We start from the raw sequence: 12,639 nt of genomic DNA on the forward strand, positions 1-12,639 counted from the left end.
GTGCCGACACGAACACGGACCCTTTCTGACATGAGCTGGCTAGACAAGATCGTGCCCTCCATCGGGCGTATCCAGCGCCACGACCGCCGCGCAAGCGTACCCGACGGCCTGTGGCGCAAGTGTCCCAAGTGCGAGGCGGTGCTCTACCTGCCCGAACTCGAGAAGCAGCACAACGTCTGCCCCAAGTGCGATCACCACCTGCGCTTGACCGCCCGCAAGCGCCTCGACTGGTTCCTCGACCGTGAGGGCCGCGAGGAGATAGCTGCCGAGGTCGAGCCCGTCGACCGCCTCAAGTTCCGTGACTCGAAGAAGTACAAGGACCGCCTGGCCGCGGCCCAGAAGGAGACCGGCGAGAAGGACGCGCTGATCGCCATGCGCGGCACCCTGGATGGCCTGCCGGTGGTCACGGTGGCCTTCGAGTTCTCCTTCATGGGTGGCTCCATGGGTGCGGTGGTGGGCGAGAAGTTCGTGCGCGCCGCCACCGTGGCCCTGGAGGAGGGCATTCCGCTGATCTGCTTTTCCGCCTCCGGCGGGGCGCGCATGCAGGAGGCGCTCTTCTCGCTGATGCAGATGGCCAAGACCTCTGCGGCGCTGGAGAAACTGAAGCAGGCCGGGGTGCCTTACATCTCGGTACTGACCGATCCCGTCTTCGGCGGGGTCTCGGCGTCGCTGGCCATGCTCGGGGATCTCAACGTGGCCGAGCCCAACGCCCTGATCGGCTTCGCCGGCCCGCGCGTCATCGAGCAGACGGTGCGCGAGAAGCTCCCCGAGGGCTTCCAGCGCAGCGAATTCCTGCTCGAGCACGGCACCGTGGACATGATCGTCCATCGCCGCGATATCCGTCACCGCCTGGGGCGCGTGCTGCGCAAGCTCACTCACCAGCCCGCCATCGGTGAGCCCGAAGCGCCGACACCGGATCTGGTCGATGCGGCCGAGCAGGCACCGGCTCCCGCAACACCCGAGCCCGAAGTCGACGCTCCCGCGGCCGAGGTGCCGGATACCGGCAGCGAGGGCGAGGCATTACCGGGTGAGGCGTCATCGGGCGATGATGCGTCCGGTGAACAGCGGCGCTGACGCCTCCATGAACGAGGCGCTGCCCACCACCCTGGACGCCTGGCTGGCCCGGCTCGAGGCCGCCCATCCCGTGGGGATCGACCTCGGCCTCGAGCGCGTGGCCGAGGTCGCCCGGCGCATGGGGCTGCTGGCTGACCGCCTGGCCGGGCGGGTCATCACCGTGGCCGGCACCAACGGCAAGGGCTCCACGGTGGCCCTGCTGGAGGCACTTGCCCGCGCTCATGGCCTGACCACGGCGACCTACACCTCTCCCCACCTGATCCGCTACAACGAGCGGCTGCGCCTCGATGGCGCCGAGGCCGACGATGCGACGCTGATCGCCGGCTTCGAGGCGGTGGAGACGGCGCGCCTGGCCGGCGATCCGGTAAGCCTGACCTACTTCGAGGTGGGCACCCTGGGGGCGCTGTGGGCGATCTCGCAGCGACCTCCCGACCTCGCCATCCTCGAGGTGGGGCTCGGTGGTCGGCTCGACGCGGTGAACGTGATCGATCCCGACGTGGCGGTAGTGACCACCGTGGCCCAGGATCACGCCGCCTTCCTGGGGACCGACCTCGAGCAGATCGGTCGCGAGAAGGCCGGTATCATGCGCCCCGGACGCCCCGCGGTGCTGGGCAGCACCACGTTGCCTGCCAGCGTGCGGGAGGTCGCCGAGGCACTGGGTGCCCCCGTCTACGCCCTGGGCGAGGCCTACGCCTGGGATCCCACTCTTCCCGATCCCGGCCTGCCCCTGGATAATGCCGCCACGGCGCTCCAGGCCTTGAGCCTGGCCGGAGTGACTCTGGAGGCTGAGGCGTGCCGGCGAGCACTTTCCGAGGTGTGCCTGCCGGGGCGCATGCAGTGGTGGGGCCAGTGGTGCCTGGACGTCGGTCACAATCCCCACGCGGCCGGCTATCTGGCCGACCGGTTGCGGGCCAGCCCCGGCTGCGGGCGTACCCTGGCGCTGCTGGCCATGCTCGGCGACAAGGACGCTCCCGGCGTGATCGCCGCCCTGGCGCCGGTCGTTGATGGCTGGGTGGCGGCGAGCCTGACCGGTGAGCGGGCGCGCAGCGCCGATGAGCTGGCCGAACACCTCGAGGAACAGGGCGAGCGCGTCCTGCATCGCGCCGCCTCGCCCGGCCAAGCGGCTGCCTGGCTGGCCAGCCGACTGGAAGCCGAGGACCGGGTGCTGGTGTGTGGTTCCTTCTTCACGGTGGGTGAGGTGCTGCAATGGCTGGCGAGTCACGCCCGACCGGGTCAGACTGACACGGACGAGAGCTCCAGGGAGGTAGCCCCGTGAAGTACGGTATGCGAGAGCGTCTCAGCGGCGCGGTGATCCTGATCGCCCTGGCGGTGATCTTCGTGCCCATGCTGTTCGATGAGCCGGCACCCCGGGACGATCGCCCCGAGCCGGTACTGAGTATCGACACCCCTATCGAGGTCGAGCGCCACGATGTTCCCGAGCCGGTGCCGCCGGCCAGCCTGGCGGAGTCGGGCCCGTCCGACGAGATTCCCGAGCCCGATACCCGGCTCACGCCCGACGACGAGGCGAACCCTGCCCCGCTGGCCACATCGGAGCCTGCCGTCGACCCCATCGCCGAGCTGGCGCGGGCCGCCGACCAGCGCCTGGCCGAAAGCGCTTCCGCCTCCGGCCAGGGCGACGCCGAGGCGGTGGAGAGTGCCGTGTCAGGGGGCGAGTGGGCCGTTCAGGTGGGCAGCTTCGGGCAGCAGGCCAACGTCGAGCGGTTGCTGAATCAGCTGCGCGACGAGGGCTTCAGCGCCTACAGCCGTCCGCGCGGCAACGACCTCACCACCGTCTACGTGGGACCCTTCGCCAGCTCCGAGGCCGGCGAGCGAGCGGTCGGCGAGGTCAAGAATCGCGTCAACCTGCAGGGACTGCTGGTGCGGGTGAGGGAGTGACATGACCCTGACCTGGCTCGACTGGACCTTCATCGCGCTGCTCGCGGTCACCGGGATCACCGGCCTGCTGCGTGGCCTTGTGCGTGAGGCACTGGGCCTGGCGGCCTGGGTCGTCGCCCTGCTGGCGGCACGCGTGCTGGCGCAGCCGGTGGCCGACCTGCTGGCCGGGGTCATCGACAGCGCCGATGGCCGCCTGGTGCTGGCCTTCGTGCTGGTGATACTGGGCGTGGTACTGGCCTGCGGCATCATCATTCGCCTGCTGCAGGCCGCCGTGGAGTGGGTCGGCATGGGGCTGGTCAATCGGTTGCTGGGGGCCGCCTTCGGGGTGGCCAAGGGGGCGGCGATCCTGGTGCTGGTGACCATCGTGATCGGCCTGACACCCCTCGCCCGGCTCGAGGCCTGGCAGGGTGCGATGCTGCGTCCGCATCTCGAGCAGCTGCGTGACTGGGCGGTGAGCCACTTCGAGGCCTGGGATGGCCGGATTCCCGAGGCGCCAGCGTCGCTCGGCGAGCTCTCCCTGCCGGGCGCCAAGCCGGCCGAGGACGCCACGCCCGACAGCGAGACGACGCCCTCCGACAGATGAATTCCGGGCGCCGCCCCTGCGGGGCGCGGCGTCTCTACAAGCAAGTTCCAGTCAGGACTAGCGCAGTTACACAAAGCAAGGGGCGCTGGGGGTAAGCCGAAGAGGAGGTCCTACGCCAGGGAAGGCGTCGGTAGCGTACAGGGAGGTATTCACAGCGCCTCCTCGCAGGCTTGCCGCCAGACCAGCCCCGAGCTACCTGCGATAGCCTGGCTACCAGTCAAGGCAAGTAAGTACCAGCAAAGCGAGGTAAGGTGGAATGTGCGGTATCGTGGGCCTGATGGCCAAGCAGGCGGTGAACCAGGGCATCTATGACGCCCTGACGGTGCTCCAGCATCGCGGACAGGACGCCGCCGGCATGATGACCTGGCATGAGGGCCGCTTCCTGCTGCGCAAGAGCAACGGGCTGGTGCGGGATGTCTTCCACACTCGACACATGGCGCGCCTCAAGGGCAGCCTGGGTATCGGCCACGTCCGCTATCCCACCGCCGGATCCTCCAGCGAGGCGGAATCTCAGCCGTTCTACGTCAACTCCCCCTACGGCATCGCCCTGGCTCACAACGGCAACCTGACCAACTCCGATCAGCTCAAACAGGAGCTGTTCTCCTCCGATCTGCGGCATATCAACACCAGCTCCGACTCCGAGGTGCTGCTCAACGTCTTCGCCCACGAGCTGGGCAAGCAGGGGCTGCACCTGGGGCCGGGTGACGTCTTCGACGCGGTGCGACGCGTGCACCGGCGCTGCAAGGGCGGCTACGCCTCGGTGGCGATCATCAACGGCGTCGGCCTGGTGGCCTTCCGCGACCCTCATGGCATCCGCCCGGTGGTGTTCGGCACCCGAGACGAGGGCGCCGGCCAGGAGGTGATGATCGCCTCCGAATCGGTGGCCCTCGACGTGGGTGGCTTCGAGCTGCATCGCGACCTGGCCCCGGGCGAGGCGATCTTCGTCGACATGGACGGCGAGATTCACACCCAGCAGTGCGCCGATGCCCCGCAGCTGACCTCCTGCATCTTCGAGCACGTCTACCTGGCGCGCCCCGACTCGATCCTCGATGGCGCCTACGTCTACGGCACCCGCATGCAGATGGGCCGCAAGCTGGGCGATCGCATCCAGAGCGAGTGGCCGGATCACGACATCGATGTGGTGATCCCGATCCCCGACACCTCGCGCACCTCGGCGCTGGAGCTCGCCCAGCACCTCGGCGTGACCTACCGCGAGGGCTTCATGAAGAACCGCTACATCGGGCGGACCTTCATCATGCCGGGCCAGACCCAGCGCCGGAAATCGGTGCGCCAGAAGCTCAATGCCATCGGCATCGAGTTCAAGGGCAAGAACGTGCTGCTGGTCGACGACTCCATCGTGCGCGGCACCACCTGCCGGCAGATCATCCAGATGGCCCGCGAGGCCGGGGCGCGCAAGGTCTATTTCGCCTCCGCTGCGCCGCCGGTGCGCTACCCCAATGTCTACGGCATCGACATGCCGGCGGCCGGCGAGCTGATCGCCCACGGGCGCAGCGAGGCCGAGGTGGGCGAGCTGATCGGCGCCGACCGCATCTTCTATCAGGATCTCGAGGACCTGAAGGCGGCCTGTCGCGAGGTCAATCCCAATCTCGAGGCCTTCGACTGCTCGGTGTTCGATGGCAACTACGTGACCGGTGATATCGACGACGCCTACCTGGCGGCGCTGGAGGCCTCACGAAATGACGACGCCAAGCAGCAGAGTGCCGGTGACCATGCGCTGGTCGGCACCCACAATCTCGAAGACGATATCGACGACTGAGGGCGACCCGCATGCACGATGAACACGATTCCGCGTCGTCCTGGGCACTCGAGACGCTGGCGATCCGTGCCGGTCACGACCGTACCGGCGAGCAGGAACACGGCGAACCGATCTTCCCCACCTCGAGCTTCGTCTACGGCAGTGCCGCCGAGGCGGCACGCAAGTTCAGCGGCGAGGAGCCCGGCAACATCTACTCGCGCTTCACCAATCCCACGGTGCGCACCTTCGAGCGTCGCCTGGCGGCGCTGGAGGGGGGAGAGCGCTGCGTGGCCACCAGTTCAGGGATGGCGGCGATCCTCTCCACGGCGCTGGCGCTGCTCAAGGCGGGTGACGAGATCGTCGCCTCGCGCTCGCTGTTTGGCTCCACGGTAAGCCTGTTCGACAAGTACCTGGGCAAGCTGGGCATCACCACTCGCTATGTGGAGCTCTCGGACCTCGCGGCCTGGGAGGCGGCAATCACGCCGGCGACGAAGCTGCTGTTCGCCGAGACGCCCTCCAACCCGCTCTCCGAGGTGGTGGATATCGCCGCCCTGGCCGAGATCGCCCATCGCCACGACGCCTGGCTTGCCATCGACAACTGCTTCCTGACCCCGGCGCTGCAGCGCCCCCTGGCCCTGGGGGCCGACCTGGTGATCCACTCCGCCACCAAGTACCTGGACGGGCAGGGCAGGGCGATCGGCGGTGCCGTGGTGGGGCGCGAGGCCGAGCTGGAGGAGGTGTTCGGGGTGGTGCGCACCTGCGGCCCCTGCCTGAGCCCCTTCAACGCCTGGATCTTCACCAAGGGCCTCGAGACCCTCGAGCTGCGCATGCGCGCCCACTGCGCCAACGCCCAGGCCCTGGCCGAGTGGCTCGAGGCACATCCTGCGGTGGCCCGGGTCCACTACAGCGGTCTCGCGAGCCATCCCCAGCACGCCCTGGCGGCCCGCCAGCAGCGCGGCTTCGGTGCGGTGCTGGGGTTCGAGGTGAAGGGCAGCGAGGCCGAGGGCAGCCGCGCGGCGGCCTGGTCGGTGATCGATGCCACCCGACTGCTCTCGATCACCGGCAACCTGGGCGACGTGAAGAGCACCATCACGCATCCCGCCACCACCACCCACGGGCGCCTCTCCCACGCCCAGAAGTCGGCTGCCGGTATCACCGAGGGGCTGATTCGCGTGGCGGTGGGGCTCGAGGCCCTCGACGATATCCGCAGCGACCTCGCTCGTGGACTCGACGCCCTGGTCTGACCCGACGCTCTTCGTGTCCGCCTGACGCCCGTGCCGCGACTGCCGGCACGGGCGTCGTTGTCTCCACCGCGGTGTCCCGCAACCAGCGGTTTTTCCGAACGCAGCATTCGGCATTATTCAGCGGACTCGAACGGTCGGCTCGGGTAGGCTGTCCTGCATCGAGAACGGCCCGGGAGGGACCATGTGGCGTAATACCAACCAAGGCTGGGGACTGATCAGCATCCTGCTGCACTGGATCCTGGCGGTCGTCATCATCGGCCTGTTCATCCTGGGCTGGTGGATGACCGACCTGGGCTACTACGACCCCTGGTACAACCTTGGCCCCTGGTGGCATCGCTCGCTGGGCATGTTGGTGCTTTTCGCCACCCTGCTGCGGATGGTCTGGCGCCTGGTCAACCCGACACCACGGGCCCTGGGGCACCCGCTCGAGCGGGCCGCGGCCCATCTGGGGCATCTCGCGCTCTACGTGCTGATGCTGGTGGTGCTGGTCAGCGGTTACCTGATCTCCACCGCCGACGGCAAGGGCATCGCGGTCTTCGATTGGTTCACGGTGCCTGCGCTGATCAGTGACCTGCCCAACCAGGCCAGCCTGGCCGGCGAGGTGCACTGGTACTCTGCCCTGGTCTTGATGATCCTGGCCGCGGGCCACGCCGCCGCGGCCCTCAAGCACCATGTCATCGATCGCCACCCGGTACTCAAGCGAATGATCGACCCGCGAGTGAGCCGGCGCTGACCGGTTGCTCAGCAACTATTCCATACTTCCCCGCACCATAAGGAGTCTACGTATGTTCAAGAAGACCGCTATCGCCGCCGCCCTGAGCGCCACCGCCCTGGTGGGTGTCAGCCAGGCCCAGGCCGCCGACTATGCCATCGACATCGACGGCCAGCATGCCTTCGTGCAGTTCAAGATCAGCCACCTGGGCTTCTCCTACCTCCTCGGCAGCTTCGAGAAGTTCGACGGCAGCTTCCAGTATGATCCGGAGAACCTCGAGGACGCCGGTGCCCAGCTCGAGGTCCAGGTCGACAGCCTCAACTCCAACCACGCCGAGCGCGACAAGCACATCCTCAGCGATGATTTCCTGGACGCGGGCGAGTACCCCACTGCCACCTTCGAGTCCACCGGATTCGAGCCGACCGGCGAAGGTGAAGGCGTGCTGACCGGTGAGCTGACCCTGCACGGCGAGACCAACCAGGTCGAGATGCCGGTTACCCTGCTGGGCGAGGGCGAGGACCCCTGGGGCAACTACCGTGCCGGCTTCGAGGGCAGCACCACTCTGGAGCTTGCCGATTATGGCATCGACATGAGCGCCTTCCCCGAAGCGATGCACGAGCTTGAGCTCTATGTCACCTTCGAGGGCATCCGCCAGTAAGGCGTGATCCTTTCGGGCCACGGCCCGTGTCCGCGAGCACCCCCGGTACGCCGGGGGTGCTCGCGTTTGTCATGGAAGCTAGAATAGCTCGCCCTTCCCTCGCCCCGGAGTGATCGTGACCCAACCCAGAGACGACAGTGTGCCCCTCGGTGTGACCCTCTGGCGCCAGACCTGGCCCATGGCCATCGGCGTGCTGGCGCTGCTCGGCTTCCAACTGGTGGACAGCGCCTTCATCGCCCGGCTGGGCACCTCGCAGCTGGCTGCCCAGTCCTTCACCTTCCCGCTGAGCTTCCTGATCATCGGTGTGCAGGTGGGCATGGGGATCGCCATCGCCGCGCTGATCTCCCGCTCCCTGGGTGCCGGCGAGGCCGCCCGCGCAAGGCGCCTGGGCAGCCTGGTGCTGCTGCTGGGAGCCGTGGTCATCGGCTTGCTCTCGCTGGCGCTGTGGGCCCTGCAGGCGCCGATATTCGCCAGTCTGGGTGCCGATGCGTCGGCTCTCGAGCTGATCCGCGGCTACTGGGCACCCCAGCTGCTTGCCGCCTGGCTGGGGGCGGCCCTCTATTTCGGTTACAGCCTGTTCCGGGCCCATGGCAATACCCGGCTGCCGGGCACCATGATGGTGGTGACCAGCCTGGTGAACCTGGTGCTCGACCCGCTGCTGATCTTCGGGGTGGGGTCCTGGGAGGGGCTGGGGCTGCCCGGTGCCGCCTGGGCCACGGCGATCGCCTTCGGCGTGGGGCTGGGGGTGCTGGGCTGGCGTATCGGCGAGACCGACTGGCTGGCGCGGGAAGGCCTGCTCGAGGAGTTGCGCGCCTCGGCGCGGCCCTTCGCCGGCATCGCCGGGCCGGCCATGGTCAGCCAGCTGATGCCGCCGCTGGCGGCTATGCTCGCGATTGCCGTGGTGGCGAGCCTGGGCGAGGCCCAGGTGGCCGCGTGGGGCCTGGCCAGTCGTCTGGAGACCCTGTCGCTGATGGTGGTGCTGGCCATGACCATGTCGCTGCCGCCCTGGCTGGGGCGCTGTTATGGCGCCGGCGACTGGGCCCAGATCCATCGCCTGATGCGCCTGGCGCTGCGGGGCATCGTCGCCTGGCAGCTGCTCCTGGGCCTGGTGATGGCCGCGGCTGCCCCCTGGGTGGCGCTGGCGCTATCCGGCAATCCCGAGGTGCGCGACGACCTGGCGCTGCTGATCCGTTTCCTGCTGCCCAGCTACGCGGCACTCGGCGTGTGCATGATCGTGGTCTCGGCGGGCAACGCCTTGGGTTGGCCGCTGCGTGCCATGCTGATGTCAGGGGCGCGGCTGTTCATCTTCTACCTGCCCTGTCTGGCGCTGGGTGCCTGGCTGGGTGGGCTCCTCGGCCTGGCCGTCGGCGCCGCCATCGGCAACCTGATGGCCGGTCTCGCCGCCTGGGGAGTCCTGCGGCGCATCCTGGCCAGTCCGCGGCGGCGCCCGCTGGAGGAGGCCGCCTGAGGCGGGCGCCTCAGGCGTGATGCAGCTCCTGGCCGCCGTCCGAGAAGCCGGGCGGGGTATTGGCGCTGACGATTACGCACTCCGCCTCGCCCGGGTTGCGGAAGCGGTGAGGCAGTCGGGAGTCGAAGTAGTAGGCGTCGCCCACGCCGAGCACCTCGCTCTCGCCGTTGACGGTGATCTCGATCTCGCCGGCCACCACCACGCCGCCTTCCTCACCGGCGTGCTCGAGCATCTCCTCGCCAGTATCCGCCCCCGGGGGGTAGCGCTCATGGATGATCGACATGTGCCGCTCGGGGCGCCGTGCTGCGACCAGACGAAACGAAAGGCGGCCGTCACCGATCTCGGTGAGTTCCCGGGCTCGGTAGAACATCTTGGGAGCGCTGAGCTCGTCGCCGGCGAAGAAGGCGCTGATCGATACCGGCAGGGCGTCGAGGATCTTCTTCAGGGAACTCACCGAGGGGCTGACGCTGTTCTGCTCGATCAGCGAGATGGTGCTGTTGGTCACGCCGCCGCGCTTGGCCAGCTCGCGCTGGGAGAGGCCGCGGGCCAGGCGCAACTGGCGCAGCCGGCCGCCCACGTCGAATCCGCTTTCCGCTTGCATGTGGCATCCTGTCAAGAAAACTGCACATATGATAGCGGCTCTCGGCGGCCCCGGTAAGCGTCGTCTGCCGATGTCAGGAGCCATCCGGTGGCGACGACTTGATGCGCGTCAGGACAATGACTTGCGCGGCGCTTCGGCGTGGCACCCGGCGGCTGGCTCAGGCATCATGAGGGGATGAGATGGAGACCTTCGATGATCCCCCAACACGACCTCACCGGATTGATCCTGGCCGGCGGCCAGGGGCGCCGCATGGGCGGCGTCGACAAGGGGTTGGTACCTTTTGCCGGCCGTCCGCTGCTGGCCCATGTGCGCGAGCGCCTGGTGGGCCAGGTGGCCGAGCTGCTGGTCAATGCCAACCGCAGCCTTGACGCCTACGCCGAGTTCGCCGATCGCGTCATCGAGGACGCCGAAGCGGGTTACCAGGGCCCGCTGATGGGCATCTACAGTGGTCTGCGGGCGGCGCGCACGCCCTGGCTGCTGGTGGTCCCCTGTGATACTCCGGCGCTGCCCGACGACCTGGTGGCGCGCCTGGTGGCCGGCATCGGCGAGGCCGACATCGCCGTGGCCGGTGATGGCCAGCGCCTGCACCCGGTGGTGGCGCTGATCCGCACCGCCCTGGCCGACGACCTGGCGGCGGCCCTGGCCGACGGCGAGCGCAAGATCGACCGCTGGTACGCCCGCCACGCCTGGGTGCAGGTGGACTTCCCCGAGGGGGAGGGGGCCTTTGCCAACCTCAATACCCAGGACGAGAAACACCGCCTGGAGCAGGCGCTGGCCGAGGAGCCCGCCAAGCGATGAATTCACCTGTGGACGACCTGCCCCTGGATGAGCACCTGCCGCTGCTGGGCATCGCGGCCTGGAGCGGTACCGGCAAGACCACGCTCCTCGAGGCCCTGCTGCCGCGCCTGCGTGAGCGGGGGCTGCGTGTGGCGGTGATCAAGCATGCCCACCACGCCTTCGACGTCGACCAGCCCGGCAAGGACAGCCATCGCCTGCGCCAGGCCGGTGCCAGCCCCATGCTGGTGGCCTCCCGGTCCCGGCTGGCGCTGATGATGGAGACCCCGCACCAGGAGGAGGCCGACCTCGCGGCGCTGCTCGCCATGGTGGCGCCCCAGCGTCCTGACCTGGTGCTGGTGGAAGGCTTCAAGGCCTGGCCGCTGCCCAAGCTGGAGCTGTATCGCCCAGCACTGGGCAAGCCCCTGCGGGTGGCCGAGGACCGCTGGGTGCGCGCCGTGGCCACGGACGCGCCCCTGTCCCTGCCCGATGGGGTCGAGCGCCTGGATCTCAACGACGTGACGGCCCTGACCGATTGGATCGCTGCCTGGCCGGCGCGCTGGCCCGCCGAGCGCCAGCCACGAGCGGTGGGGGAGGGGATGCCGTCATGAGCCTCTCCTGCTTCGAACTGGGTGAGCGCATGCTGGCCGTGGAGGAGGCCCGTGCCGCGGTGCTGGCGCTGGCCGAGGGGCCGTTACCTGGCGAGTGCGTTGCGCTGCATTCACTGCGCGGCCGGGTACTCTCCGAACCGCTCATCGCCCCCATCGACGTGCCCCAGAACACCAATGCCGCCATGGATGGCGTGGCACTGGCCTGGCCCGAGGCGGTGCCGCCCGACGGCTTCCTGCGGATAGCGGAGATCTTCGCCGGCCACGACGCCCAGCGCCCCCTGGCCGACGGCGAGTGCGCCGGGATCACCACCGGCGCGCCGCTGCCTCCCGGCGCCGATACCGTGATCATGCGTGAGCAGCTGGCCATCGATTACGGGGCCGATGGCGCGGTGCGTGTCCGGGTCGAGCGGCCCGAGCGCGTGCGCCGCGGCCAGAACGTGCGCCAGGCCGGCGAGGACATTCCCCGCGGCGCGGTGGCACTGGACGCCGGAACCCGCCTGGGGGCCGCCGAGCTGGGCCTGATCGCCTCCCTGGGCTTCGCCGAGGCCAGGGTGGTGCGTCGCCCTCGGGTGGCGCTCTTCTCCACCGGCGACGAGGTCGCCGCCCCGGGTGAGCCGCTACCCGCCGCCGGCATCTTCGATGCCAACCGCTTTGTGCTGATGGCGCTGGTGGAGGAGCATGGCGGAGAGGTGATCGATCTGGGCATCCTCCCCGACGAGCGTGGCGCCATCGCCGATGGCCTGGCGCGCGCCGCCGTCGAGGCAGACCTGGTGCTCTCCAGCGGCGGTGTCTCGGTGGGCGATGCCGACCATACCCGGGCGGCGCTCCTCGAGCAGGGCGAGCTGGGTTTCTGGAAGATCGCCATCCGCCCCGGGCGGCCACTGGCCTGCGGACGGCTGGGCGCTCGCGGGGTGCCGTTCCTGGGACTGCCCGGCAATCCGGTGGCCAGCATGGTGACCTTCCTGCAGTTCGCCGCGCCGTTGCTGGCTCGGCTGCAGGGTCGCGAGGCGGCCTGGCCGCAGCGCCTGACGGCGGTGGCCGAGCAGCCGCTGCGCAGCCGCGAGGGGCGCGTCGACTACCTGCGCGGCGTCTACCGCAGCGATGGCGAGGGCCGCCTGGTGGTGCGCGACGGCGGCGCCCAGGGCTCCGGCATCCTCTCCTCGATGGTGCGGGCCAACTGCCTGATCGAGATCGACGACGCCCGGGCCAGCGTGGCCGCGGGCGAAAGCGTCACCATTCAACCCCTGTTCCGACTGCCATGA

General features: G+C 69.1%; 13 protein-coding genes. 12 read left to right on the top strand and 1 reads right to left on the bottom strand.

The annotated features are described in order from the left end of the window. Nucleotides 1-30: 30 nt before the first annotated feature. The 9 genes from accD to GRB96_RS14675 all read left to right on the top strand — a co-directional run bounded on the left by accD (nt 31) and on the right by GRB96_RS14675 (nt 9,391). Nucleotides 31-1,074 (top strand): acetyl-CoA carboxylase, carboxyltransferase subunit beta, encoded by a 1,044-nt coding sequence (gene accD / locus GRB96_RS14635; RefSeq protein ID WP_161432808.1) that lies wholly within the window; start codon nt 31-33, stop codon nt 1,072-1,074. Then, nucleotides 1,046-2,350 (top strand): bifunctional tetrahydrofolate synthase/dihydrofolate synthase, encoded by a 1,305-nt coding sequence (gene folC, locus GRB96_RS14640; protein WP_338074045.1) that lies wholly within the window; start codon nt 1,046-1,048, stop codon nt 2,348-2,350. The genes accD and folC overlap by 29 nt, the downstream gene beginning before the upstream one ends. Next, on the top strand, nt 2,347-2,970 hold the full coding sequence (locus GRB96_RS14645) for an SPOR domain-containing protein (RefSeq protein WP_161432809.1): 624 nt from the start codon (nt 2,347-2,349) through the stop codon (nt 2,968-2,970). The genes folC and GRB96_RS14645 overlap by 4 nt, the downstream gene beginning before the upstream one ends. Nucleotide 2,971: 1 nt before the next feature. Further along, nucleotides 2,972-3,553: a CvpA family protein gene (locus tag GRB96_RS14650; protein WP_161432810.1), complete on the top strand. Its 582-nt coding sequence runs from the start codon at nt 2,972-2,974 to the stop codon at nt 3,551-3,553. Between the two features lie 256 nt (nt 3,554-3,809). Continuing rightward, nucleotides 3,810-5,330, top strand: a complete 1,521-nt coding sequence (purF, locus tag GRB96_RS14655) for an amidophosphoribosyltransferase (protein ID WP_161432811.1) — start codon at nt 3,810-3,812, stop codon at nt 5,328-5,330. 11 nt (nt 5,331-5,341) lie between these two features. Further along, the gene (locus tag GRB96_RS14660; protein ID WP_161432812.1) at nt 5,342-6,553 is read left to right on the top strand and encodes an O-succinylhomoserine sulfhydrylase; all 1,212 of its coding nucleotides are present in this window, start codon (nt 5,342-5,344) and stop codon (nt 6,551-6,553) included. A gap of 181 nt (nt 6,554-6,734) precedes the next feature. Beyond that, nucleotides 6,735-7,286, top strand: coding sequence for a cytochrome b (locus GRB96_RS14665; RefSeq protein WP_161432813.1), 552 nt, complete (start codon nt 6,735-6,737; stop codon nt 7,284-7,286). Between the two features lie 52 nt (nt 7,287-7,338). Then, nucleotides 7,339-7,923, top strand: coding sequence for a YceI family protein (locus GRB96_RS14670; protein WP_161432814.1), 585 nt, complete (start codon nt 7,339-7,341; stop codon nt 7,921-7,923). A gap of 178 nt (nt 7,924-8,101) precedes the next feature. Beyond that, nucleotides 8,102-9,391, top strand: a complete 1,290-nt coding sequence (locus tag GRB96_RS14675) for an MATE family efflux transporter (protein ID WP_161433156.1) — start codon at nt 8,102-8,104, stop codon at nt 9,389-9,391. 10 nt (nt 9,392-9,401) lie between these two features. On the opposite strand, the gene GRB96_RS14680 is transcribed toward GRB96_RS14675, so the two are convergent. Beyond that, complete coding sequence (locus GRB96_RS14680; RefSeq protein WP_161432815.1) at nt 9,402-9,992, bottom strand: cupin domain-containing protein; 591 nt, start codon at nt 9,990-9,992, stop codon at nt 9,402-9,404. A 192-nt stretch (nt 9,993-10,184) separates the two neighbouring features. On the opposite strand from GRB96_RS14680, the gene mobA reads away from it, so the two are divergent. From mobA to moeA, 3 genes are read left to right on the top strand one after another with little or no spacing between them, the layout of a single operon-like run. Continuing rightward, entirely contained in the window at nt 10,185-10,790 is a 606-nt protein-coding gene (mobA, locus tag GRB96_RS14685; RefSeq protein ID WP_161432816.1) for a molybdenum cofactor guanylyltransferase MobA, read from the top strand. Then, a complete protein-coding gene (mobB, locus tag GRB96_RS14690; protein ID WP_161432817.1) occupies nt 10,787-11,377 on the top strand; it encodes a molybdopterin-guanine dinucleotide biosynthesis protein B in 591 nt (196 codons plus the stop codon). Before mobA ends, mobB begins: the two co-directional genes overlap by 4 nt. Beyond that, nucleotides 11,374-12,639: a molybdopterin molybdotransferase MoeA gene (moeA, locus tag GRB96_RS14695; RefSeq protein ID WP_161432818.1), complete on the top strand. Its 1,266-nt coding sequence runs from the start codon at nt 11,374-11,376 to the stop codon at nt 12,637-12,639. Before mobB ends, moeA begins: the two co-directional genes overlap by 4 nt.

The organism is Halomonas alimentaria (assembly GCF_009902005.1).
Taxonomy (GTDB): Bacteria; Pseudomonadota; Gammaproteobacteria; order Pseudomonadales; family Halomonadaceae; genus Halomonas; species Halomonas alimentaria.

Excerpts from the sequence above, each read along its gene's own strand:
- GRB96_RS14680 (WP_161432815.1), bottom strand. The coding sequence starts at position 9,992 with ATGCAAGCGGAAAGCGGATTCGACGTGGGCGGCCGGCTGCGCCAGTTG.
- moeA (WP_161432818.1), top strand. The coding sequence starts at position 11,374 with ATGAGCCTCTCCTGCTTCGAACTGGGTGAGCGCATGCTGGCCGTGGAG.
- GRB96_RS14665 (WP_161432813.1), top strand. The coding sequence starts at position 6,735 with ATGTGGCGTAATACCAACCAAGGCTGGGGACTGATCAGCATCCTGCTG.
- GRB96_RS14650 (WP_161432810.1), top strand. The coding sequence starts at position 2,972 with ATGACCCTGACCTGGCTCGACTGGACCTTCATCGCGCTGCTCGCGGTC.
- GRB96_RS14660 (WP_161432812.1), top strand. The coding sequence starts at position 5,342 with ATGCACGATGAACACGATTCCGCGTCGTCCTGGGCACTCGAGACGCTG.
- mobB (WP_161432817.1), top strand. The coding sequence starts at position 10,787 with ATGAATTCACCTGTGGACGACCTGCCCCTGGATGAGCACCTGCCGCTG.
- accD (WP_161432808.1), top strand. The coding sequence starts at position 31 with ATGAGCTGGCTAGACAAGATCGTGCCCTCCATCGGGCGTATCCAGCGC.
- purF (WP_161432811.1), top strand. The coding sequence starts at position 3,810 with ATGTGCGGTATCGTGGGCCTGATGGCCAAGCAGGCGGTGAACCAGGGC.
- GRB96_RS14675 (WP_161433156.1), top strand. The coding sequence starts at position 8,102 with ATGGCCATCGGCGTGCTGGCGCTGCTCGGCTTCCAACTGGTGGACAGC.
- mobA (WP_161432816.1), top strand. The coding sequence starts at position 10,185 with ATGATCCCCCAACACGACCTCACCGGATTGATCCTGGCCGGCGGCCAG.
- GRB96_RS14670 (WP_161432814.1), top strand. The coding sequence starts at position 7,339 with ATGTTCAAGAAGACCGCTATCGCCGCCGCCCTGAGCGCCACCGCCCTG.
- folC (WP_338074045.1), top strand. The coding sequence starts at position 1,046 with ATGATGCGTCCGGTGAACAGCGGCGCTGACGCCTCCATGAACGAGGCG.